Genomic DNA, 23,765 nt, shown 5'->3' with positions numbered 1-23,765 from the left:
TGCTTTATTTTTCACAGGCCTTTTCCATTCTTAAACTGAAATAGCGATACCCAGCTGTATAATTCTGTTATGATTTATGCTTTTACTTTTTTAATCTCTTCAATAAGCAGCGGAATCACTTCAAATAAATCGCCTACGATACCATAGTCTGCAACATTGAAGATATTTGACTCAGGGTCTTTGTTAATGGCAACAATCACTTTTGAGTTAGACATTCCGGCTAGATGCTGAATCGCACCGGAAATACCTACAGCAATATATAAATCAGGAGTTACTACTTTTCCAGTCTGCCCAATTTGCAGTGCATAATCACAATAGTCTGCATCACAAGCTCCGCGGGAAGCACCCACAGCACCGCCTAATACTTCTGCAAGCTCATAAAGCGGCTTAAATCCTTCTGCACTCTTTACTCCGCGTCCGCCTGCTACAATCACATCGGCTTCTGAAAGATCCACACCTTCAGAGGCTTTACGCATAACTTCTTTTACAACCGTACGCAGATCTTTAATATCAATATCCTTAGAGGTCACTTCACCAGATCTTGACACATCCTTTTCAAGCGCAGGTATATTATTTGGACGAATAGTTACAAACGTGAAATCATCCTCAAATGCTTTCTTTTCAAAAGCCTTCCCGGAATAAATAGGACGGATATAAACAGCAGCTTCTCCATCTTTTTCAATATCTACCACATCCGAGATAAGTCCGGCTGATAAGCGGCTCGCAATTTTCGGTGTTAAATCCTTTCCTATGGAAGTGTGTCCCATAACAATTCCATTTGGAGATAACTCATCAATAATCTCCAACACCACCTGTCCATATCCTTCTGAAGTATAATTTTTCAAATTGTCATGTGTTACTGTTATAACACTGTCGGCTCCATAAGCAATAAATTCTTCCCCTGCACTTGCCAAATCATTATCACTGAGTAATACCCCTACGATTTCAGCATCAGCACTAATTTGTTTTGCTGCTGCAATCGCCTCGAAGGAAACATTTCTTATATCATTGTCTCTTACCTCACCAATTACTAGTAACTTGTCACTCATTGTTATTATCCCCTTTCACTATCAGCTGCATTAAATTATATGTTCAAAAAGTTCGATGAAAAGGACCAAGAAGTTCAAGGCGACGAGCTTTTTCCAAACGGAGCGTATGTTTTTAAATACGTGAGTAACGCTTTTGGTGGGACGAGTAATCGCAGTCCCATTGGAAAAAATCGTCAACGTAGAAATTCGCAGTGTCATTTTTATTGGACTTTTTGAACAATCCTGTTAAAGTACTTTTTTGTCATTTTTCAACAAGGACACAAGCTCCCTCACCTGATCCCCTATATCTCCCTCTAACACCTTGCCGGCTTCTTTTTCCGGCGGCAGATAAATATCAATTGTTTTTGTTTTTGCTTCCACATCATCTTCGTCCAGATCCAAGTCATCGATTTCTAATTCCTCAAGCGGTTTTTTCTTTGCTTTCATAATTCCCGGTAATGATGGATAGCGCGGATCATTTAAACCTTGCTGACAAGTAACTAATAAAGGCAGGCTTGTTTCAATAACCTCCACATCACCTTCGACATCCTTTTCAATTGATACATCAGCTCCATCTATGGACAGGCTGGTTATGGTTGTTACGTAAGGTATACCAATCAGCTCTGCAAGTCTTGGACCAACCTGACCGCTTGCTTCATCAATAGCAACATTTCCAGCTAAAATTAAATCAGCATCTTTATCTTTAAAATAAGCCTCTAAAATTTTTGCGGTGGTAAATTGATCTCCTTCTTCTAAATCTTCTTCTGTATTAATAAGAACGGCTTTATCTGCTCCCATTGCAAGTGCTGTCCGGAGTTGTTTTTCAGAATCCTCGTCACCAATAGTGACAACAGTTATTTCACCGCCATGTGTATCTCGTTGTACGATTGCTTCTTCTATTGCATATTCATCGTATGGATTAATGATGAATTCGGCACCATCATCTTCAATTCTGCCGTCTTGAACAGCAATTTTTTCTTCTGTGTCAAATGTTTTCTTCAATAATACATAAATATTCATTCTTTTTTCCTCCTAAGAAACTAAAATCTATTTATCTTGAAAGCTAGCTGCTCTTTTTTCTATAAAAGCGCTTACACCTTCTTTAGCATCATCAGAGCCAAAAATTTCACCAAACAAACTGGCTTCCTGTTTAACTCCTTCTTCAAATTGGCTTGTATTTGCAAATGGAATCAGCTTCATAATCCGGTTAATACCCGGCTTGCTTTTTGCTGCAATTTTACCCGCTAATTTACGAACCTCTTTTTCAAGGTTCTCCTCTTCAAATGTACGATTAACCAATCCCCACTCTTCGGCTTGCTTTCCGGAAATAGGCTCACCGGTTAAAATCATTTCATATGCTCTGGCATTCCCTACATAACGCGGTAAACGCTGCGTTCCTGCAAATCCCGGGATAATACCTAAATTCATTTCTGGAAGACCAATCTTAGCATTAACAGTTGCATATCTTATATGACAAGCCATAGCCAGCTCCAAGCCCCCGCCTAGCGCTGCACCATGTATAGCTGCAATGACAGGAAGAGGAAAATGCTCTACCTTGTTAAAAATATCCTGGCCATTTCTTGCTAAAGTTTCATATTCAGACGCTTCCTGCAGAGATGTAAATTCCTTAATATCTGCCCCCGCTGAGAAAAATTTGCCTTCTCCCTGCAATACAACAACTTTGGCCACGCCCTCTTCTTCAATCTGTGTTAACAGCTCATCCAGCTTTGCAATGATTTTGGAAGACAACGCATTCGCAGGAGGGCTTTTAATTGTTAAATAGGCAACTTTCTCTGCTACTTTTAAATCAATAATGGACAAGGCTTCCACTCCTTCTTATATTTAATTATTTATTTAGAAGCTAACGCACTGACCAGCATTTTGTGAACCTCAGGCACCATGTTAACAAGACTGTACTTCTGTTCTTTCATAACCCAATTTGTCACAATTTCATCAAGCGTCCCGAAAATCATTTGCCTTACTAAAGGCGTATTTAGATCTTCTCTAAATTGATGCTGCCGGATTCCTTTTTGGATAATACCATCAATTACTTTTAAATAAGGCTTCAAAACCTGATTAATTTGCAGTCTTAGAGAAATATTTGATTGTCTCAGCTCCAATTGTGTTACGATTGCTAAATAATAATCCGAAGACAACTGTCTGAAGTGCATTTCAATTAAGGTATATAATTGATCTGAAGCGGACTCACTGCCTTCAATTGCTTTAGCTATCCGTTCAATAAACTCTCCCATTTTCTCTTCAAACAGCGATACAAGAATATGCTCCTTGTTTTTAAAATATAAATAAATTGTACCGTCAGCAACATTGGCTTCCTTAGCTATTTTCGAAACCTGTGACCCATGGTATCCGTTCTCAGCAATTACTTTTACAGCAGCTTCAATAATTTGATGATATTTTGGCTTTTGGTTATTCATGATTTTCTCCTTGAATGTATATTAAAAATGAGTGAATAGTCATTCATAATTTTAATATACAATCCTTACAGTTCAATGTCAATGAAAAGCTGTTTCGTTTTATCATTTTTATTGGACTTTTTGAACCTCCTCTAAAAAGAAAAAAAGAGCACGAGGCTCAAACAGATGCTGCTTCTTGTTTCTGTTTCTCTTCGTCTATCAGCTTTCTTCTTAAGATTTTCCCGACCGCTGTTTTCGGTAATTCATCACGGAATTCATAAATCCGGGGTACTTTATAGCTTGCCAGATGTTCTCTTGCATACTCATTTAATTCTTCTTCTGTCAGGTCCGCTCCCTCTTTCAGAACGATATAGGCTTTTACAGTTTCGCCTCTGTATGGGTCTGGTATACCTGCCACTACAGCTTCCTGAATAGCTTCATGCTCATATAATACTTCTTCAATTTCTCTCGGATAAATATTAAAACCGCCAGCGATAATTATATCCTTCTTCCTGTCGACCACATAAAAATAACCTCTTTCATCCACATAACCTAAATCTCCGGTTAATAGCCAGCCATCCTTCAGGCTATTTGCTGTCTCATCTTCATTATTCCAATATCCCTTCATAATTTGGGGTCCTTTGACTGCAATTTCCCCTATCTCACCTGTTGGCAGCTCCTCCAGGCTCTCACCGCTCATTTGAACAATCTTCGCATCCGTATCCGGCCATGGAACACCGATACTGCCATTTATACGTTCTGCATATACAAAATTCGCATGCGTTACTGGAGAAGATTCCGTCAATCCATATCCTTCAACAAGCTTTCCCCCCGTAATACTTTCAAAACGTTCCTGAATTTCAATTGGCAAAGGAGCCGAGCCGCTAATACATGCTTCGATGGAGGACAGATCATATTTCTTTATATCAGGGTGGTTTAAAAGACCGATATAAATAGTTGGAGCTCCAGGGAAAAGGTTTGGTTTTTGCTTATCAATGACTTTTAATAAATCACCTGCATCAAATTTAGGTATAAGAATAATTTTTGCTGCTTTTTTTATCGCATAGTTCATAACAGCTGTCATTCCATATACGTGAAAAAAGGGAAGAATACCTACAACGGTATCTTGACTGTCTTTTTTTTCACTTTTTGAAAGCCAGGTTTCACACATCTGTACATTTGAGCTTAAATTATAATGAGTGAGCATAACTCCCTTTGGGTTGCCAGTTGTCCCTCCCGTATATTGCAGGAGTGCCAGATCTTCCATAGGGTCAATGGACGATTCTAAATAATCCGCCACTGATTGTTCCATTATTTTCTTCCATACATGCGTATCATTACCAGGCTCGACTTTAACAACCATATTATATTCCCGCTTCTGTATAAAAGGATAGATTACGTTTTTAGGAAATGGAAGATAGTCCTTAATACCCGTTACAATGACATGCTCTAATGGAGTATGATTACGGACACTATTCACACGGGGAAATAAAATATCTAAACAAATAATTGCTCTTGCCTGTGAATCATTCATTTGAAAGATTAGTTCTCTTTCTTTATAAAGCGGGTTCGTCGGAACAGCGATGGCACCTGCCATTAAAATACCATAGTAACCAATTACAGCCTGAGGTGTATTCGGTAAAAAGATAGCCACTCTGTCTCCTTTACGGATACCAATAGATTGCAGGTAATTTGCTAATTTTTTCGCTTCTTCAAAAAGCTCTTTATAGGTCATCTCCTTCCCCATAAAATAAAGCGCTTTCTTTTCTCCGTATTGATGGGCAGCATCAATTAGATATTGATATAGAGGACACTTATCATATTCCATAGTTAACGGTATATCTTCGGGATAACGATCATGCCAAAGTCTTTTCTCCACCATTAAATCATTCCTCCTTTAGTATAGTATATACCTATTATAACGATTAATTTCTATTTTTAAAAATATTATCTAAATTTCAGAGAAATAAGTAGATAATTCCTACCACGAAAAAAATAACCCCTACTGCCATTAATATTTTCGCTAACCGTTCAAATACCATAATCCCCACTCCTAACCTACTATGCTGGCTCCAATAACATAAGCTAACCCGACTGAAATAACCATAGAGATAAATCCGACTGCCTTATTGCCATTACCGATTTCTTCATCCACTTTCATAAATGGTGTTAAAAATTCAAAGAACAGATAACCGGCTATTAATAAGACAAAACCAAATACACCCCAGCCCATAGAAACTAATAATCGATCATTATGTTCAATAGAAAATCTGAAAATCATTGCTATACCAAATAGTTTACCACCGGTAGCCATGGCAACAGCTATGTTTCCATTTTTAATTTCCTCCCAGTTTTTATAGGAAGTTACCAGCTCAAATATCGCTAAAAATAGTAAAGTTGATAAAATAAACACGCTGTATCTTGCTGCTGTTATTACCAATATATTTTCCCAAAAGCCTTCCATTTTCCTCGCTCCTTCATTGGGAAAAAGGGATTAGTTCATACAATACTGCCCATCTTCAATAATACATGGATTAATCCCTTTTTCCAATGTCCTTTAACATTTAAATGAATTTCAGCTTATTCAAAACGAATTACAGTAACACCGCTTCCGCCTTCTCCAGCTTCCCCTGATCTGGAACCTTTAATATGCGGATGACGCTTAACGAATTCCTGAACTCCTTTTCGTAATGCACCAGTTCCTTTTCCATGAATAATGGATGCCTGAGCATATCCGGCCAGTAATACATCATCCACATACTTTTCCAGTTTGTGCATGGCGTCTTCATAGCGTTCGCCGCGTAAGTCCAATTCCGTTTTTACGTGCTGATTGCTTCCTCTTACAGTAGCCACTGGTTCTGTCTGTTTCTTTTTCTTCTTCTTAACAAGCTCTAAATCAGACCGTTTCACCTTTACCTTCATAATACCGACCTGCACCATATATTCCTTATCATTAACTTTATTGACAACCTCGCCAAGCTGATTCACGGTAAGAAGTTTAATTTCATCTCCCGGCTTTAACTCGCTTTCTTCCTGTTTCTTTTCAGAAGGTACAGCTGGTTTTTCTTTGCTCAGGTTAGGCATCGCTTCATCAAGCATTTTTCTGGCTTCTATCCATTCATGTTCCTTCATTCCGGATTGATTCTTCATATTACGCATCATCTGAACAATTTCCTCTGCTTCCTGACGCGCTTTAAGCAATGCTTTTTCAGCTTTTTCCTCTGTTTTTTCATAAATCTTTTGCTTACGATCTTCCCACCTGCTCATTGCTTTCTTCAGTTCTGCATGAAGTTTTTCGCTTTCATCAAGCAGTTCATGAGCTTTTTCATAATCTCTTTCAGCCTCTGTATGGGATTGTTCTAAGGAAGCAATCATATTTTCTACCTGATGCGAATCTACTCCGATCAGCTGCTTCGCATGGCTAATAATAGCCTCATCAAGACCGAGCCGTTTCGAGATTTCAAAGGCATTACTGCGGCCGGGAACTCCTAGTAATAATCGATAGGTAGGTCTCAGTGTTTCTACGTTAAATTCAACAGAAGCATTGACAACCTGTTTCCGGTTAAACCCATACGCTTTTAATTCCGGGTAATGTGTTGTAGCAATGACACTTGCATTCTTTGAAAGAACTTCATCAAGAATAGACATTGCCAAGGCTGCCCCTTCCTGAGGATCTGTTCCTGAGCCTAACTCGTCAAATAAAACGAGAGACTGATCTGTTACATGCTTCATAATTTCTACAATATTTGTCATATGTGAAGAAAAAGTACTTAGATTTTGTTCAATGGACTGTTCGTCACCAATATCAGCAAAGACCTCATCAAATACCGGCATTTCACAGCCATCCAGTGCCGGCACCTGCAATCCCGATTGAGCCATCAATGTACAAAGGCCAACCATTTTTAATGTTACTGTTTTTCCGCCTGTATTCGGTCCAGTGATAACAATAGCCTGGAAGTCCTCTCCCATTTCAATATCATTAGCCACCACCTGATCTTCCGGGATATATGGATGTCTTGCCTGCTGCATCTTTATATAACCATTTATATTCATCTTTGGCCTTACAGCATTCATTTTTTGTGCAAGTTTTCCCCGGGCACTGATAAAATCAATTTGCGAAAGCCAGTATACGTTATTCAAAAGCTCTTGTTCATAAGAAGCAATATGACCGCTGAGCTCCTTTAAAATCCGCTCCACTTCCTGCTTTTCTTTAGAAAATAAATCCTGTAATTTATTATTCATATCTACGACTGCTTTTGGTTCCATAAATAGAGTCTGTCCTGATGATGACTGATCATGAACAATGCCGCCAATAGCACCGCGATATTCTTGTTTCACCGGTAAAACATAACGATCATTCCGAATGGTGATAATGGCGTCTGAGAGCATTTTGCTGTTAGAACGTGTATAACTTTCCAGCTTGCTCCGGACACTGCTCTCATACGTACGGATGGAGCTGCGGATGGAACGCAAAGTAGAAGAAGCTCCGTCCATAATATGGCCATGATCATCAATACAGCTGTTTATATGCTGCTCTAAATCACGGATTGCAATAATATTTGATGCAGCAGATTGAAGAATTGGTATTTCTAAATCCTCCACCTGCTCCAAAAAGCTTTTTGCCTGCCGGCCGCCATACAAAGTATCACCAATGCGCAATACCTCATCTGCAGCCAGGATGCTGCCTATTGCACTTCGCTTTACACTGGGGCGAATATCCGATATACCGCCTAAAGGAATCACCTTATTCAGCCGAAAAATTTGTACTGCCTCATCTGTCTGTGCTTGTAATTCCTCTACTTCTTCCAGCGAGGAATTAGGGCGTATCTTAGATGCTAAATCCTTTCCGATAGAGGTTTCAGCTTGATCACGCACCATTTCAGCAAGGCGATGAAATTCTAGCGTTTTTAATACGCGTTCATTCATTTTAAAACCCTCTTTTATTAAAAAATTATTTCTGTATTGTCAAATAAGTTTGCAGTTATTTTGTTTCTTTATCCTATTTACAGGATTAATCTCAATCTAAAATTTTAGTGGCAGCTTAATAAAAGAACATGCAGTTTTATTTATAAAATCCTCATTTTCCCCGTTTAAAAAACGTAATTAGTTCTTCTTTTGACCAAGTATTGATAACAGTGGACGGTTTAACCCACCCTTTGCGGGCAGTTGCTACACCATATTTCATATGCTCAAGCATTGGATAGTTATGTGCGTCCGTATCAATAACCAGATTTACGCCTGCTTCCTGGGCTTTTTTAGCCCATTCATGGGATAAATCCAAACGGTTTGGGTTAGCGTTGATTTCTAAAGCCGTATGTGTTTCTTTCGCTTTTTCGATCAACTGCTCTAGATTCACTCTATACCCGTCTCTTCTGCCGATAAGTCTGCCTGTCGGATGAGCAATAATGGAAATGTATGGGTTCTCCAGTGCAGTATTCAGCCTGTGCATAATATCTTCTTCCGATTGTTGAAAACTGGAATGGATAGCCCCGATAACAAAATCCATTTCTTTTAGAAAATCATCTTCAAAGTCCAGGCTTCCGTCGGGCAGAATATCCATCTCCACACCGGAAAAAATATGGAAATCTGGATATTTTTCATTTAAAGCATTAATTTCTTCCCGCTGCTTCCGAAGCCGTTCTTCATTTAATCCGTTCGCTACCCGCAGATATTTAGAGTGATCTGTTATTGCCATATAGGAATAACCCATACTCTTCACTTTTTCAACCATTTCGTCCAAAGATTGCGCGCCGTCACTCCAGGTGGTGTGCATATGCAAATCTCCCTGAATATCAGAAAGCTGGATTAATTCCTGTTTTTCTTTAAATATTTCTACTTCTCCCGTATTTTCACGAACCTCCGGAGGAATAAAGTGTAAACCGAAATGATTGAAAAAAGATTCTTCCGTTTCAAATTGAAGTGTCTCTCCTGTTTCTTCTATCTCCACACCATATTCACTGATTTTTTCACCGCGCGATTTTGCTAATTGCCGCATGGCCACATTATGGTCCTTTGAGCCGGTAAAATGGTGTAGAGTGGAAGCAAATTCCCCATCAGAAACCAGACGAAAATCAACATTAATATCATAAACCTCTTCCAAAGTGATAGATACTTTTGTATCTCCTTTAGCGATAACATTTTTGATTGAAGGAAATTTTATTAACGCTTCTTTTACTTCCTCTGCATTGTCAGTAGCAATGATAAAATCAAGATCTTTAACTGTCTCACGCATACGCCGGATGCTTCCCGCCTGAGAATAGCGGATAATACCGGCGATATCATTTAAGTAAGCTTCCACCTTTTCTACAATCGGAAGCATAATTGCTACAGGAATTCGTTCTGGTCTCTTGCCAGCTTCCTCTATCGCTGCAACAATTTTTTCCACAGATTTCTTGCCGAACCCGGGTAATGCTTCAACCTTCCCGGATAAACAGGCCTCTTTTAAGGTATCAGCATCTATTACACCAACCTCCTGGTAAAGCTTCGACAGTTTCTTTCCTCCGAGACCAGGCAGATCCAATAACGGCACAAGTCCAGCCGGCACTTCTTTTTCTAATTCTGCCAGTGTTTCTGACTGACCCGCTTCAATAAATTCGGCAATTACTGCAGCAGTTCCTTTTCCAATACCTTTCATCTTTGTAAAGTCATCAATTTCACTTAAACTGCGGTCATCCGTTTCAATAGCTTGTGCAGCCTTTCGATAGGCACTTATTTTAAAAGGGTTTTCTCCCTTCAGCTCCATATAAACTGCTATTTTCTCCAGTAAACGAATGATATCTTTTTTATTCATATACTTTCACCCTATTCTGTCACTATTTACATAAAAAGAAACTTCCTTCTATGGTGATTTTTCCTTTTTCACAAAAGGCCGGATAAGTTAATCAAGAGAAATGCCCGTTTTCTCCATTTGCATAATATATTCCATCCATCTGCCATAAGGGAAATCACGGGCACTTCTATCGTAACAAAACTGACTCAAGCCAGTTTAGTTTGAGTCAGTTTCGCATATTATCATGTTCATAGTCTGCTATTTTATTTCGTCAAAGATTCCGTCAAATTAAACCATAATTCAAAAATACGTTCCGAGAAATACGGTGTATGCTCAACAATCCGCATTGCCAGGGAGGATCCTTGAATCGCTTCCTGTATACCGCCAACCGGTGTCAAAGCAAGGATGTATAAAAGGATAAAGCTGATCAGATATAATTCAACAAAGCCGAGAGCAGCTCCTAATATTTTGTTAACAAAGCTGATTACTGGTATCGCAGCTACAAAATCTAACATCGAAGCGATAATCTGCAGAATAAACTTCACTGCAAAGAAGATAATCGCAAAGGCAATAGCATTATAAAATGCGTTTTCTATAGGCAGGTTTTCCAAAAACGCCGACCAGGCTCCTTCACCTGAAAGGTCCGGATAAGGAATATAAAGAGAAAGTCTTTCTCCAAACGGACGGAAGTACATTACTGCAACAATAAAAGCAATAATAAAACCTGTTAAGTGAAATAACTGAAGGATAAACCCTCTTTTTAATCCCATCATTATTCCAAATAGCAGAAGGATAATTAAAATTAAGTTAATCATGTTTGTTAGTCCTCTTTCTTTCGTAATGAACCTAAAAGCGTCGCATAGTCTTCTTTTAGTTTTAGATAATCGTTCATTGTATTTACAGCTGTTAATACCGCTAAACCTGCTGTATCTAATTGTTTATTTGCATCATGGATTTCATTCATTTTTTGATCGACTAAATTTGCCACTAATTGAACATGGCGTTCTGATTCTGTACCAATAACATGGTAAGTTCGATTATATATTTCAACAGTAACTCGTTTTTTCTCATTGTCTGTCATTTTTTGCTGCCTCCTGTGCAACGATGATTCTTTTATATATTAACATGAACTTTGCTTAAAAAGAAGTATTTCAAAATCCCGCTATTTTTGCTATAGTCTTAGGTATCTAATGATTGGAGGAATGAAGCTTTGGGCCAAGAAGTATTAACATTATCTGCACCTAAAATAAAAGAAATGAAAAAGCATTATCATGCCTACTTAGAGAAGACACCCCAGGGAGCTGTCTTCCGGGCGAAAACACCTTATGCTGTCATTACAGCGTATCATTCCGGCAAAGTCCTTTTTCAAGGGAGTCAGCCGGAGAAAGAAAGCACGCAATGGAAGAGCGGATCTGCTATGACACTAGCAAAAAAAACAAAGCATTCCCCAAATATCGACACATCTATTTTTCAAAAGAATCACATTGGTTCTGACGAATCAGGAACCGGCGATTACTTTGGGCCAATTACTGTTGCTGCAGTTTTTGCAGCAAAAGAGCAGCAGGTCCAATTAAAACAGCTCGGTGTGGTAGACTCTAAAAATTTAAAGGACGATGTTATACAAGACATTGCGCAAGAAATTTTAAAGCTCCCTGTTTCATATACAATTCTTAAACTAGGGAACGAAAAATATAATCATCTGCAAAATAAAGGCTGGTCTCAAGGAAAGATGAAAGCGATGCTGCATCATCACGCTATTGACAGATTGATCCAAAAACTTGATGGAGCAGCTTACGGCGGAATAGTCATTGACCAGTTTTGCGAACCAGCTGTATATAAGCGCTATCTGCAATCAGAAGCATTAAAGCTGCATGAAAATACAACCTTTATCACCAAAGCAGAGAGTCATTCTATTAATGTTGCTGCTGCCTCTATTTTAGCAAGAGCCCGGTTTGTTACTGCTATGGATAAATTATCAGAAGAAGCCGGCATAATCTTGCCAAAGGGTGCATCCAGCAAGGTGGATAAAGCGGCTGCCAATTATATAAAAATTCACGGCGAACAACAGCTTGGACATGTAGCGAAACTTCATTTTGCCAATACAAACAAAGCAAAGAAATACTTATAAAAATGAGGTGACATAATGAATATACCTTTAAAGAATGATTGGGAACAAGTTTTAAAGCAAGAATTTCAAAAAGACTACTATAAACATTTACGGGAATTCCTGAAAAAAGAATACAGTTCACACACGATTTATCCAGATATGTACGATATTTTTAATGCGCTGCATTTCACAGATTTTGAGAAAGTAAAGGTTGTTATTTTAGGTCAGGACCCCTACCATGGTCCAAATCAGGCCCATGGTCTGAGTTTTTCTGTACAACCCGGTGTTCCAGTGCCTCCTTCCTTAAAAAACATGTACCAGGAGCTTGCTGCCGATGTCGGTTTTAAGATTCCTTCACATGGCTACCTGAAATCGTGGGCAGATCAAGGAGTACTTTTGCTTAACAATGTTCTGACTGTCCGCGCACATCAGGCACATTCTCATAAAAATAAAGGATGGGAGCAATTCACCAATCAAGTGATTTATTCTTTAAATCAGAAGGATCACCCGGTTGTGTTCTTATTATGGGGAGCAGCAGCACAGAAAAAGGTGGAGTTAATTGATACAGATAAGCATTATGTATTAAAAGCACCGCATCCAAGTCCTTTATCAGCACATCGCGGTTTCTTTGGATGTCGTCACTTTTCAAAAACAAACGATATTTTAAAGCAGGAAAACCTTGCCCCTATCGATTGGCAGCTGCCTATGAATGTGAATCGGGATAATTGATTTATTATCAGACGAAGAGATTAGAAAATCAGACTTTATTTATGATAAAATAGAATTATCTATCGTTTCCGTATAACATGAAGGTTCTTATCTTTATTTGTTCAGGTGCTAACCCCAAGTAAACATAAATTACTAAGGAGGTTAGCACTTTTGCATATAGGAACCCTTGCTATATATAGGGAATTTATGTGCGCTTTCGCATCCTAGATGGGTGCGTGGATTGAAATACCAGTCAATAGACTTGAAATTAAGTCTAGTGGGTTCGCATCCTAGATGGGTGCGTGGATTGAAATTTGATTTTCAAAGTTTCCTAGGGATATACGAGCTTCGCATCCTAGATGGGTGCGTGGATTGAAATGATGCGTAAAGGCATGCATTACCGACTGATAAGATTTCGCATCCTAATGGGTGCTTAGATTGAAATTGAGGATAAAGAATTCGAGCACACTAAACAGGAGTTCGCATCCTTTATCCTCAACGGACTACAAATAAAAGCCGCTGTCACAGCTTTAGAAAAAGTAGTGACAGCGGCTTTCTTTTATTTTGATTAGGAGCGGACGTAAGATCCAAATTGATTGTTTACTTTTTCAATAATCTCCTGATAAGAAGCATCCACTTCATCATCCTTCAATGTGCGGCTCGGGTCCTGATATAGAAGACGGTATGCAACTGATTTCTTACCTTCTTCCATATGCTCTCCCTGATAGACATCAAATATTGATACCTCTTTTACCAATGGAGTTCCAATTTCCTTGATAACTGCTTGAACATTACCGGCAGGTATATCGTTATCCAGGATAAATGCAATATCTCTGGTTACAGATGGATAGCGCGGAATGTCTGTGAATGAAGGTGCCGGCTGATGAACCGCGAATACAGATTCCAAATCTATTTCAAAGACATAAGTTTCTTTCACATCAAAGTCTTTTGCAGTCAGCGGATGAACCTGGCCAACATAACCGATTCCTTTTCCATTTAACCTGATTTCTGCACAACGCCCCGGATGCATATCTTCCATTTTTGTTTGTACAAAGGTAACATCCAATTCTAAATGTGCGAACAAACCTTCAACAATTCCTTTAGCTACATAAAAATCAACCGGCTTCTTCTCCTGCTGCCATGGATGATTATGCCACAGGCCAGTTAAGGCGCCAGCAACATGCAGGTTTTCAATTGGCTGATTTGTTATCTCCTCTTCACGGGAAACAAATACTTTACCAATTTCATAATAAGCTAAATCTGTTTGTGTCCTGGCTACATTATGCTGCAATACGCGAAGCATTTCCGGAATAAGGCTTAAACGCAGATGGCTGTGCTCTTCACTCATCGGCATTGCCAGCCCGACAGAATAAGCAGGCTTTTCTTCAATATCCGGTGTTAAGAAGCGTGTTGCATCCTTTTCGTTTGTTAAAGAGTAGGTTAATGTTTCCATCAGCCCTGCACTTGATAAATAGTTTTTAATTTCCCGTTGTAGCAGCTGAATATCCGTTAAACCGCCAGCCTGTACCCAGCCTTGAGGAATCGTATATGGTAAATGATCATAACCATAAATCCGGATTACCTCTTCCAGGATATCTTCAAAAATAGAAATATCCAGACGGCGAGTTGGTACTTGAACGATAATTTCTTCTCCATTTTTACTGAATTCAAATTGTAAGCGTGACAAGACAGAGGTCACATCTTTTTCGTCTAATTCCATCCCTAACCGTTGATTTATTTTTGCTGTTGTAACGGTCACAGATTTCTCTGATTTATCCAGCTGATCTACTTCTACAACACCACCTGCTACTTTTCCATTCGCATATTTTTGAAGCAGGCTGCATGCACGTATTCCGGCACGTTTTACACGATTTGGGTCAACACCTTTTTCAAAGCGGGTGCTTGATTCACTGCGTAATCCTGTTTGCTTTACTGTATGGCGCACGCAAGCTGAATTAAAATACGCAGCTTCTAACAGGAGGTTTGTTGTCTCATCTGTTACCTCAGAATCAGCTCCTCCCATTACTCCAGCTAAAGCAACAGGCTCTTTTCCATTCGTGATAACAAGATTGTTTTCGTTTAATTGACGTTCCTGATCGTCTAAAGTAACCATTGTTTCATTTTCTTTTCCCTGGCGGATGACTACCTGCTTTGATCCAAATTGATCATAATCAAACGCATGGAGCGGCTGCCCGTATTCTAATAAAACAAAGTTAGTAATATCCACTACATTGTTAATTGGACGAATACCTGATGCCATTAAGTAATTACGCATCCATAATGGAGCCGGTTTTATTTCTACATCCCTAATGATAAAAGCACCGTAATATGGATTATTTTCAATGGAATCAATTTTTACATCGATATAATCTTTTGCTTCTATCGATTCATCAATAGTCAAATTTTCATCAGGCAGTTCAATTGGCTGATCTAAAATCGCTGCCACCTCATATGCTACACCGAGCATACTTAATGCGTCCGGGCGGTTAGCCAGTACATCTAAATCTAATATAGCATCATCCAGGTTCAATAATTCCTGTACAGGCACGCCTACCTCGGCATCTTCCGGGAAAACAAAGATTCCCTCTGCAACATCAGCAGGAATGTATTTTTCATCTAATCCAAGCTCCTGCAGGGAACAAATCATTCCATTTGATTCCACTCCACGCAGCTTCACTTTCTTGATCTTCATACCATTTGGAAGCTTCGCACCAGGCTTCGCGACAGCAACCTTCTGCCCTGCTCCAACGTTTGGCGCGCCACAGATGATTTGCAGGGATTCTTCGCCAACATCCACCTGACATAAGTTTAATTTATCTGCGTCTGGATGCTTTTCGCAGGATTTCACATATCCAACTACAATATTTTCACTTTTGGGAGCCAAATATTCGATTCCCTCTACTTCAATACCAGATCGTGTTATTTTTTCTGCTAATTCTTCTGGTGTTACTTTATCTAAATTGACATAATTTCGTAACCAATTATAGGAAACAAGCATGTACTCTCCTCCTTCTTCTCTTACGCTTGATGATATTGTGATAAGAAACGGACATCATTGGTGTAAAAATGACGAATATCATTTACACCATATTTCAGCATGGCAATACGTTCCTGACCCATTCCAAATGCAAATCCGCTGTAAACGGTGGAATCATAACCGCTCATTTCCAATACACGCGGGTGAACCATTCCGCCTCCTAAAATTTCAATCCAGCCAGTCTGTTTACAAACAGAGCATCCTTCTCCATTACATACCTTACAGGATACATCCATTTCAACAGATGGTTCTGTAAACGGGAAGAAAGATGGACGCAGGCGAATTTTACGATCTTTCCCGAACATTTTTTTCGCAAATACATCTAATGTTCCTTTTAAATCACTTAACGTTATATTTTTATCTACTACTAACCCTTCAATTTGTCTGAATTGATGAGAATGGGTTGCATCATCTGTATCACGGCGGTATACCTTACCAGGGCAGATCATTTTAATCGGACGGTTCCCCTGATAAGCTTCCATTGTCCGGGCCTGCACTGGTGATGTCTGTGTACGCAAAAGTAATTCATTTGTGATAAAGAAAGTGTCCTGCATATCACGGGCCGGATGATTTTTTGGTAAATTTAATTTTTCGAAGTTGTAGTAATCTGTTTCAACTTCCGGCCCTTCTTTCACTTCATAGCCCATTCCGATAAATAAATCCTCTATTTCTTCCATGATGCTGGTTAATAAATGTCTGCCTCCAACATGGATGGGATTTCCCGGCAGTGTAACGTCAATGGTTTCCGTTTCCAGCTGTTTATCCAAAGCTTCTCTTTCCAGTTTTTCTGTTTTGGCGTCTAATGCTTCTGTAATGGACGCACGTACATTATTAGCGAGTTCACCAATCACCGGACGTTCTTCTTTAGATAATTTACCCATGCCGCGAAGAACAGTCGTTAAAGAGCCTTTTTTACCTAAATATTTTACTTTCATTTCTTGTAATGCCTGACTGTCTTCCGCTTTTTCAACAGCTGCGAGGGCTTCTGATTCTATCGCCTGCAATTCTTCTTTCATCGCGCTAAATACCTCCTTTTAATACTTTCCTTGTTTCGATGGACTTTTTAAAAACATAAAAAAGCTCCGTCTCCAAAAAAGGGACGAAGCTATATGGTCGCGGTACCACCCTTGTTGACTGAACAAACGTGTCCAATCCAACTCTTGCCTCATAACGGATGGCATCCGAATCACCTTTACATTCGATTATGGTCCAAGTGTCCGCTCCAGAGTGAAACGTAATTAACCTGAAATGATAAAGATGCTTCCAGTCAAGGCATCTCTTCCCTGAATCACTTCCACAGGCAGTTACTTGCTCTTTCATTGCGTTTAGTTATTTGTTCTCAAGCTGTGAGAACAGATTAATTATATTATGGAATACAGCTATTATAGAAAAATTATGCGTCCGTTGCAAGCCTAATTCTTTAAATGATACAATAAAACCCCTGCTGCAATGCTGACATTTAATGATTCTGCCTTGCCGAGGATAGGAATTGTCACGCGTTCATCCGCTTTTTCTAGCAAAGACTCCTTTACTCCTGCACCTTCATTGCCAAAAATAATTGCTGTTTTTTGCGGTACTGGCAGCTTTTTATAGTTTTCTGCTTTTTCCAAGGCTGTAGCCCAAACAGTGTACTCTAATTGTTTCAATCGGACAGTCTCTGCTTCCAGATCAGCATGCAGAATAGGCAAATGAAAAATAGATCCCTGTGTTGCACGAATTACTTTATCGTTATACAAATCGACACAGCCCTCACCCAGCACAATCCCATCAACCCCCGCAGCATCAGCAGTACGTATAATTGTTCCTAAATTACCCGGATCCTGAACAGCATCTAATAAAACAACTACTTCCCCATCAACAGCATCTTCTCTCTTCATTTCAACCACAGCCATAATTCCTTGAGGAGAGGAAGTAAAGGAAAGCTCTTTAAATACTTGTTTGGTTACTTCAGTCACAGGAAAATTATCTGCTGCCCCTGGTACAGGAATCTCTTCAGAAATAATAATTTCTTTTGTTGTCCAATCACTTGCAAGTACTTCTTCTATTAAATGTGACCCTTCAATCAAGAAAGTATTCGTCTGCTTTCGATATTTTCTCTGATGTAATTTTTTTAACGTCTTTATTTTCTCATTCTTTACAGATGTAATCACTATATTCATCCTATCCAATTTTAAATTCTAATTACATCATACATAAATTCACGACTTATGGTCAAACTACTTTTAATATCACAAATAAGGAGTGAATAGTGATGGATTTAAATATCCGTAAAGCAATCTATGCAAACATATCAAATAATGATCAAGAACAATTAGAAGCAACTATTGTTGATGCAATTACTAATGGAGAAGAAAAAATGCTGCCTGGTCTTGGAGTTCTTTTTGAGCTGATTTGGAACCACTCCAATGAGGAAGAGAAAAAAGAGATGATAACTTCTCTAGAATCCGGGATTCAAAACGATTTATAATTTTTTATTTTTCTTTTATAAAAGAAAAATATGCTTCTGAACAACTTCCAGCAGAATAAAAATACATGCTGCTTCCAAACAGAATCCGGTATGTATTTTTATTTTTGCAGAATGGCAAATTCTCCCGTCAAAAAATCGCATTGTTTTATCATCCCTCTGAAAATTCGACAAATCCGGCAAACTTTGAAACCTTTTGTATTTTTTTTCGTATTTCATTAAAGATAAAAGCTAGCATAATCTGCTGCCAAGCCGTTTATCATTTACCTGAAAAGGGAATAGCAAATCAAGCTTAGCTATAGGAAATAAAGACTAAAAAGGGTTTGACTACCGATTCCTTTAATGTTATAACGAATTGAGGCAGTTTTTCGTATTATAAATTTTTGATTCTAATTCTTAGCTGGCGAATATAATTTATAGTATGAAAAAAAGAAATGGCAGCCTGGCAAAATTTACATATGCTAAGCTTTTACTTCCATTTTAAAATGTGCAAATTGCGCAAATATAGTTTTGAGAAAGGAGCATGTACTTTGGCTGAAAATGATAATGAACAACCAAAGAAGAAAGGTCTATCGAAAGGAATTATTGCTATTATTATTGCTGTAATCGTCCTTGCCGGCGGAGGTGCAGCGGCATTCTTCCTGACAGCATCTACACCAAAAGCAACATATTTCCAAGCTGAGAAAAATTCTATGGAACAACTTCAAACTTTTGCAGAAACAAGATATGAGGATGAATTAAACTGGTACGAACAGGCAAGAGAAAATCCAGTTTCCCAAACAGTAAATCTAGGATTAAACCTGGAGGGGCTTGAAAATTCCTATTATGCAGATCCTCAGACAATTGCTATGCTCTCCAATGCTGAGCTTACTATAAACTCAGAGTCAGATTTGGAGAATAAACAGGCATACAGTGATTTATCCGTAAATTTTGGAGGTATGGAATTCAGCGGCATAGCCGGCTATGTTGAAGGCCCTGATGTATATGCCCAGCTTCCTTTTCTGGATGAAGTGCTTAAGATTTCTGATGACGATATCGGCAGCGTATTAACTCAATTTGATCCTTATACTTTTACTGGTAATGAACAATTAGGTATTGAAGAACTTGTATTTGGAAATGATGATTTTCTATTATCAGATGAAGAAAAAGAATATATTCAGGATGAATATCTCATGTTTATATTTGAGGAGCTTCCTGATGAATCATTTGAGAGTGATAAAGAAGACGTGGAAGTAAACGGCGATTCTATCAGTGCTGAAAAAATCACGATGAATCTTTCAGAAGATGAACTGAAATCAATTATCACTTCTGTATTGGAAAAGATGAAGGATGACGAAGAATTTAAAGAAATACTAAAAGGTCAGTTTGAACAAACTGCTTATATGCCGCTTGAAGACCCGGCAGTCATTGAAGAGCAGCTTAATGAAGTGATGACAGAGTTCGATAACGCTATTGATCAAGGTGTTGAAGGGATTTCCAATTTCCAATTCCCTGACGGACTTCAATCTACACTTTGGGTATCTGATAATAAGATTGTACAACGCGACTTTTCTATCAGTCTAGCACCTGAAGGCGAAGAACCAGTTGCTATCAATTTATCAGGTGGACAATTATTTAATGATGACCAGATTTATTTTGATCATACATTAACGATGAATGATGGCTCAGAGGAAGCATCCATTGCATTTGATGGTGATTTCCAAGGTACCGGAGATACAGCTACAGATAATGCAAATCTTAATTTTGCGTTTAACGATGGCTATGCCCCGGTTGAATTTACAGCTGCTTATACGGGAGATGAAACGTTAGATGGTTCTACTCGTGATTTCGACCGTCAGCTGCAATTCACTGTAGAAAATGAAACAGTTAATCTTGGCTGGACCGGCGATTCGACCTATGATGGCGACCAAATGAATTCAAATAATAATATTGCATTGGATTTCCCTGGTTATGTTGAAAATGTATCCATGGATTTAAATATAGAAGGTGCTGTTATTGATGCTGTTGAAGGGATCGATACATCAAATGTCGTTGATTTAGGCGCAATGTCCGCTGAAGAACTGCAAGAATACTTCCAAGGCGACTTCAGCAACCAGCTTGATCAATGGTTAATGCAATTTGGATTCTAAGTATTTCTTAAATGATTGAATTAGAAAGAAAAGAGTGTGCATGATCATGATTTTTTTCAAACAAACTGGGCTTTTTATAAAAAATCATATACTGCAGCTTAAGAGGAAGTGGTACTCACTTCCTCTTCTTTTCATATTTCCGCTTGCTTTAGCCGGACTTATGATGGTGATTGTTGTCAGTTTTTTTACCCAGGACGAAAAGGAAGCCATTCAATTAGGTTTAGTTGATTTAGATAATTCAACAGAAACAGAAATGATGGTCCAATTATTAGAACAATCCTCCGGTTTTATTGATTTTTTGGAGGTTGAAGAATTATCTGAGGAAGAAGCAATAAAACAGATTGAATTAAATAATTTAAGTACATATATCGCTTTCCCAAAAGGTTTTATTCAGGACTTGTATCAAGGATATTCTGTGGAGGTTCCTATTGTCGGAAACAGGCAGCAGCAGCTGGAAAGCTACATGATTAATGAGACCCTGCAAAGTGTCGTCCGTCATATTCGTTCCTCTCAGGCTAACATTCTGACAATGAATTATTATGCGAAACAATTTCATATGGATGATGATGCAAGAAATGAATTTGTTTTTGAACAATTTCAGGAATTTTTACTCTATACAGTCGGCAGAGACCAGGTTATCAGAGAACGGACTTTATCAAACCAGGCAAGCTCATCCCCCGTTTCTTATTTCAGTTTGGGAGCATGGTTTATTATCAGCAGTTTATGGCTATTTTCCCTATATTATTTTTTTACCAAAGAGAATCCGGCATTAATCAGTCAGCGTATCCGGTTATATGGGGCCACACAATTCAGGCAGATACTTGCAAAAATAATAGTAACGCTGATACTGTCCCTCATTTTAGCTTGCCTTTCATTTTTCTCTTTGCTTTATTTCTTAGATATTGAGCTTACGCAGGAAAATGTCATTCGGACCATAGCACTTATTTCAATTTATCAAGTGGGTTTCGTTCTTTCCCTAGCTGTTTTTGAGGTACTTATTTCATCATTGAAATTACGATTATTCGTTCAAATATCTTTTGTGTCCGTGTTAATTTTATTTAGCGGTGCTATCATACCAACGCTTTACCTGCCATTGGGAATTCAGGATTATCTCCCCTATTCTTATGCCTATAACAGTCTTTATTGGCTTCAGGAAATAATCCTTAACCAAAGACATTATGCTGAGTATACTTCCAGTCTCCTTCTAATCGGAATGTTAAGCTTTCTATTACTGGGATTATTAAGCTGGAAGGAGCGCAAAAGCATATGATGGATATAATTACAACACGCTGGCTGCATATCAAGAAGCATCTTCTCTCCATATTATTTTGGGCTGTTTTTCCTATTTTCTTCACCTGGATAATTATCTCCGGGACAGAGGCTATCCAGGATCAAAGCTCCATTCCAGTTGGAATTATTCTGGAAGAAGATTCTGACCTGGCAGTTCAGTTAAAAGAAAAACTGGATTCATCTGATTTAATTCGTGTGATTGATATGGAAAATGAAACAGAAGCAAGACAAATGGTGGCTACGCATGAATTGGACAGCGCCTTTATCATTAAAGATGGATATAGTGCTGCAATTGAAGCTGGCCAGCGTAACCGGTTAATTACAAGTTACCGGACAGATTTATCGATGGGTTATACACCTGTTGTTGAAATGATCGCTTCTTTCGTTCAAGAGGATAGCGGAAAATCAAAAACAGCATACACCATTATGAATTTAGGAGAAACATTAAACAGCTCCTCCATACCAGACTACAATGAAATAATTAGTAAAATTTATTCTATTGAAGAAAGTGAAAATCTTATTTTTACTAATTTCACTCTGCTGGGAGAAGATGCAGATACAACTACAGGATTTTCTTTATTTGAAAATCCTTGGGGTCTATGGTCTATCATTGCTCTATTGTCCACCTTCTTTTTATTTGATTGGCTGATAAAAGAAAGAAATGCGTCCGTTCGAATCCGTTTTATATTTAACCGCTTTTCTTTTCAGCAATATTTAATATGTAATCTTCTTCTTTATAGTTTTGGATTATTGCTATTAGATATAATCACATGGGGTGCTTTTCATGTTTTATATGGTGAAGGCTTTGATATTTCACAATTTGTATATATACTAAGTTTCCGTCTAACTATTTGTATCCTTGTCTTTTTAATAGGGTTAGCCTTTAAAAAACTGCTTCCCTATTATATAACTGCCGTTCTGATTATTTTAGTAACCCTCATTATCAGTGGAATTATTTTACCGATGGACGGGGTTTACGAAAGCTATCCATGGGTTGCTGCCTTAAATCCATTAAGGCAGATTGTTTATGAAGAATGGTGGAGCGGCTGGACATTTATTGGACCAATTTGTTTAATTGCTTGGTATGTGAAAGGAGTTTACAATAATGCAACTGGAAATTAATAATGTATCGAAATCATTTGGGAAAAAGAAAGTACTTGAAAATCTGTCTTTTGAAGTGAACTCTGGTGAAATTATCGGATTAGTCGGAGAAAATGGAGCGGGCAAGTCCTCTCTGCTGCATATCCTGGCAACTATTTCAAAGGCAGATTCCGGCAACATCCGTTTAGGGAAATGGGCATATGGGAAAAATCGTAAACAGCTGCGTAGACTGGTTGGGTTCGTACCGCAGGACATCGCCTTATGGGAAGACATGTCAGTGGAAGAAAATATGCTTTTTTTCGAAAAGCTTTCTTGGATAAATCGCTCGAAGGTTGAATTAAAACAGCTTTGTGAGGATATGGAATTATTAAAATGGAAAGAGCCTGTCCACACATTATCCGGTGGAATGAAGCGAAAATTAAATATGGCAATCAGTTTAATCCATAATCCTGATCTATTATTGCTGGATGAACCGACAGTCGGGATTGATTTAAGATCAAAAAAAGAAATTGCCGGATATCTTAAGCGAACGGCTAAGGTTGACAATAAAATGATTATGTATACTTCGCATGATATGGATGAAATTCAAAGTATATGCGACGCTGTCGTGTGTATTGGAAATGACCCATTCTATGAAAACCTGCTGCGAGAAGCAAACATGAAAATTATCTCTATATAATATTGCCTAAAAGTATGAAAACAGATAGAATATGAGTAA

The 23,765-nt window shown here is 38.4% G+C and carries 21 protein-coding genes; 7 read left to right on the top strand and 14 right to left on the bottom strand.

What is annotated here, in order from left to right; all coding sequences use genetic code 11:
- Positions 1–74: 74 nt before the first annotated feature.
- The 10 genes from IEX29_RS16485 to zapA form a co-directional block, all read right to left on the bottom strand.
- Positions 75–1,049, bottom strand: coding sequence for an electron transfer flavoprotein subunit alpha/FixB family protein (locus tag IEX29_RS16485; protein ID WP_188735471.1), 975 nt, complete (start codon positions 1,047–1,049; stop codon positions 75–77).
- Between the two features lie 225 nt (positions 1,050–1,274).
- Complete coding sequence (locus IEX29_RS16480; RefSeq protein ID WP_188735470.1) at positions 1,275–2,048, bottom strand: electron transfer flavoprotein subunit beta/FixA family protein; 774 nt, start codon at positions 2,046–2,048, stop codon at positions 1,275–1,277.
- 27 nt (positions 2,049–2,075) lie between these two features.
- Positions 2,076–2,849, bottom strand: a complete 774-nt coding sequence (locus IEX29_RS16475) for an enoyl-CoA hydratase (RefSeq protein WP_188735469.1) — start codon at positions 2,847–2,849, stop codon at positions 2,076–2,078.
- A 29-nt stretch (positions 2,850–2,878) separates the two neighbouring features.
- Complete coding sequence (gene fadR, locus IEX29_RS16470) at positions 2,879–3,463, bottom strand: fatty acid metabolism transcriptional regulator FadR (protein ID WP_188735468.1); 585 nt, start codon at positions 3,461–3,463, stop codon at positions 2,879–2,881.
- Positions 3,464–3,620: 157 nt separating this feature from the next.
- Positions 3,621–5,324 (bottom strand): long-chain-fatty-acid--CoA ligase, encoded by a 1,704-nt coding sequence (locus IEX29_RS16465; protein WP_188735467.1) that lies wholly within the window; start codon positions 5,322–5,324, stop codon positions 3,621–3,623.
- A 171-nt stretch (positions 5,325–5,495) separates the two neighbouring features.
- Positions 5,496–5,906: a DUF350 domain-containing protein gene (locus IEX29_RS16460; protein WP_188735466.1), complete on the bottom strand. Its 411-nt coding sequence runs from the start codon at positions 5,904–5,906 to the stop codon at positions 5,496–5,498.
- Positions 5,907–6,022: 116 nt separating this feature from the next.
- Complete coding sequence (locus tag IEX29_RS16455; protein ID WP_188735465.1) at positions 6,023–8,368, bottom strand: endonuclease MutS2; 2,346 nt, start codon at positions 8,366–8,368, stop codon at positions 6,023–6,025.
- 151 nt (positions 8,369–8,519) lie between these two features.
- Entirely contained in the window at positions 8,520–10,232 is a 1,713-nt protein-coding gene (polX, locus tag IEX29_RS16450) for a DNA polymerase/3'-5' exonuclease PolX (RefSeq protein ID WP_188735464.1), read from the bottom strand.
- Positions 10,233–10,474: 242 nt separating this feature from the next.
- Entirely contained in the window at positions 10,475–11,026 is a 552-nt protein-coding gene (locus tag IEX29_RS16445) for a CvpA family protein (RefSeq protein WP_188735463.1), read from the bottom strand.
- Positions 11,027–11,031: 5 nt separating this feature from the next.
- Complete coding sequence (gene zapA / locus IEX29_RS16440; RefSeq protein WP_188735462.1) at positions 11,032–11,292, bottom strand: cell division protein ZapA; 261 nt, start codon at positions 11,290–11,292, stop codon at positions 11,032–11,034.
- A gap of 129 nt (positions 11,293–11,421) precedes the next feature.
- Between zapA and rnhC the strand changes: the two genes are divergently transcribed.
- On the top strand, positions 11,422–12,339 hold the full coding sequence (gene rnhC / locus IEX29_RS16435) for a ribonuclease HIII (protein WP_188735461.1): 918 nt from the start codon (positions 11,422–11,424) through the stop codon (positions 12,337–12,339).
- A 15-nt stretch (positions 12,340–12,354) separates the two neighbouring features.
- Positions 12,355–13,047, top strand: a complete 693-nt coding sequence (ung, locus tag IEX29_RS16430; RefSeq protein ID WP_188735460.1) for a uracil-DNA glycosylase — start codon at positions 12,355–12,357, stop codon at positions 13,045–13,047.
- A gap of 547 nt (positions 13,048–13,594) precedes the next feature.
- Here the strand turns inward: ung and pheT are convergent.
- The 4 genes from pheT to IEX29_RS16415 form a co-directional block, all read right to left on the bottom strand.
- Positions 13,595–16,024, bottom strand: coding sequence for a phenylalanine--tRNA ligase subunit beta (gene pheT / locus IEX29_RS16425; protein ID WP_188735459.1), 2,430 nt, complete (start codon positions 16,022–16,024; stop codon positions 13,595–13,597).
- Positions 16,025–16,044: 20 nt separating this feature from the next.
- Positions 16,045–17,079, bottom strand: a complete 1,035-nt coding sequence (pheS, locus tag IEX29_RS16420) for a phenylalanine--tRNA ligase subunit alpha (RefSeq protein ID WP_188735458.1) — start codon at positions 17,077–17,079, stop codon at positions 16,045–16,047.
- 4 nt (positions 17,080–17,083) lie between these two features.
- A complete protein-coding gene (locus IEX29_RS26785; RefSeq protein WP_229720260.1) occupies positions 17,084–17,383 on the bottom strand; it encodes a hypothetical protein in 300 nt (99 codons plus the stop codon).
- A gap of 92 nt (positions 17,384–17,475) precedes the next feature.
- Positions 17,476–18,222 (bottom strand): TrmH family RNA methyltransferase, encoded by a 747-nt coding sequence (locus IEX29_RS16415; RefSeq protein ID WP_308423648.1) that lies wholly within the window; start codon positions 18,220–18,222, stop codon positions 17,476–17,478.
- A gap of 92 nt (positions 18,223–18,314) precedes the next feature.
- On the opposite strand from IEX29_RS16415, the gene sspI reads away from it, so the two are divergent.
- From sspI to IEX29_RS16390, 5 genes are all read left to right on the top strand, one after another.
- On the top strand, positions 18,315–18,530 hold the full coding sequence (sspI, locus tag IEX29_RS16410) for a small acid-soluble spore protein SspI (RefSeq protein WP_188735456.1): 216 nt from the start codon (positions 18,315–18,317) through the stop codon (positions 18,528–18,530).
- 527 nt (positions 18,531–19,057) lie between these two features.
- Positions 19,058–20,656 (top strand): DUF6583 family protein, encoded by a 1,599-nt coding sequence (locus tag IEX29_RS16405; protein ID WP_188735455.1) that lies wholly within the window; start codon positions 19,058–19,060, stop codon positions 20,654–20,656.
- A 46-nt stretch (positions 20,657–20,702) separates the two neighbouring features.
- Positions 20,703–21,926, top strand: a complete 1,224-nt coding sequence (locus IEX29_RS16400; protein ID WP_188735454.1) for an ABC transporter permease — start codon at positions 20,703–20,705, stop codon at positions 21,924–21,926.
- Complete coding sequence (locus tag IEX29_RS16395; protein ID WP_188735453.1) at positions 21,923–23,068, top strand: ABC transporter permease; 1,146 nt, start codon at positions 21,923–21,925, stop codon at positions 23,066–23,068. The genes IEX29_RS16400 and IEX29_RS16395 overlap by 4 nt, the downstream gene beginning before the upstream one ends.
- Positions 23,052–23,726 carry an ABC transporter ATP-binding protein gene (locus IEX29_RS16390; protein ID WP_188735452.1) on the top strand — a complete coding sequence of 225 codons (675 nt, stop codon included), beginning with the start codon at positions 23,052–23,054 and terminating at the stop codon, positions 23,724–23,726. The genes IEX29_RS16395 and IEX29_RS16390 overlap by 17 nt, the downstream gene beginning before the upstream one ends.
- Positions 23,727–23,765 lie beyond the last annotated feature (39 nt).

This window comes from Oceanobacillus neutriphilus (assembly GCF_014645515.1).
GTDB classification, from domain to species: Bacteria; Bacillota; Bacilli; order Bacillales; family Amphibacillaceae; genus Oceanobacillus; species Oceanobacillus neutriphilus.
The sequence above is the reverse complement of the archived record's forward strand: the minus strand, read 5'-3'. Positions and strand labels throughout refer to the sequence as shown.

Coding starts and splice junctions, on each gene's coding strand:
- IEX29_RS16395 (WP_188735453.1), top strand. CDS start 21,923: ATGATGGATATAATTACAACACGCTGGCTGCATATCAAGAAGCATCTT.
- sspI (WP_188735456.1), top strand. CDS start 18,315: ATGGATTTAAATATCCGTAAAGCAATCTATGCAAACATATCAAATAAT.
- ung (WP_188735460.1), top strand. CDS start 12,355: ATGAATATACCTTTAAAGAATGATTGGGAACAAGTTTTAAAGCAAGAA.
- pheS (WP_188735458.1), bottom strand. CDS start 17,079: ATGAAAGAAGAATTGCAGGCGATAGAATCAGAAGCCCTCGCAGCTGTT.
- IEX29_RS16460 (WP_188735466.1), bottom strand. CDS start 5,906: ATGGAAGGCTTTTGGGAAAATATATTGGTAATAACAGCAGCAAGATAC.
- IEX29_RS26785 (WP_229720260.1), bottom strand. CDS start 17,383: ATGAAAGAGCAAGTAACTGCCTGTGGAAGTGATTCAGGGAAGAGATGC.
- pheT (WP_188735459.1), bottom strand. CDS start 16,024: ATGCTTGTTTCCTATAATTGGTTACGAAATTATGTCAATTTAGATAAA.
- IEX29_RS16485 (WP_188735471.1), bottom strand. CDS start 1,049: ATGAGTGACAAGTTACTAGTAATTGGTGAGGTAAGAGACAATGATATA.
- polX (WP_188735464.1), bottom strand. CDS start 10,232: ATGAATAAAAAAGATATCATTCGTTTACTGGAGAAAATAGCAGTTTAT.
- IEX29_RS16390 (WP_188735452.1), top strand. CDS start 23,052: ATGCAACTGGAAATTAATAATGTATCGAAATCATTTGGGAAAAAGAAA.
- fadR (WP_188735468.1), bottom strand. CDS start 3,463: ATGAATAACCAAAAGCCAAAATATCATCAAATTATTGAAGCTGCTGTA.
- IEX29_RS16400 (WP_188735454.1), top strand. CDS start 20,703: ATGATTTTTTTCAAACAAACTGGGCTTTTTATAAAAAATCATATACTG.
- IEX29_RS16455 (WP_188735465.1), bottom strand. CDS start 8,368: ATGAATGAACGCGTATTAAAAACGCTAGAATTTCATCGCCTTGCTGAA.
- IEX29_RS16465 (WP_188735467.1), bottom strand. CDS start 5,324: ATGGTGGAGAAAAGACTTTGGCATGATCGTTATCCCGAAGATATACCG.
- zapA (WP_188735462.1), bottom strand. CDS start 11,292: ATGACAGACAATGAGAAAAAACGAGTTACTGTTGAAATATATAATCGA.
- IEX29_RS16415 (WP_308423648.1), bottom strand. CDS start 18,222: ATGAATATAGTGATTACATCTGTAAAGAATGAGAAAATAAAGACGTTA.
- IEX29_RS16445 (WP_188735463.1), bottom strand. CDS start 11,026: ATGATTAACTTAATTTTAATTATCCTTCTGCTATTTGGAATAATGATG.
- IEX29_RS16480 (WP_188735470.1), bottom strand. CDS start 2,048: ATGAATATTTATGTATTATTGAAGAAAACATTTGACACAGAAGAAAAA.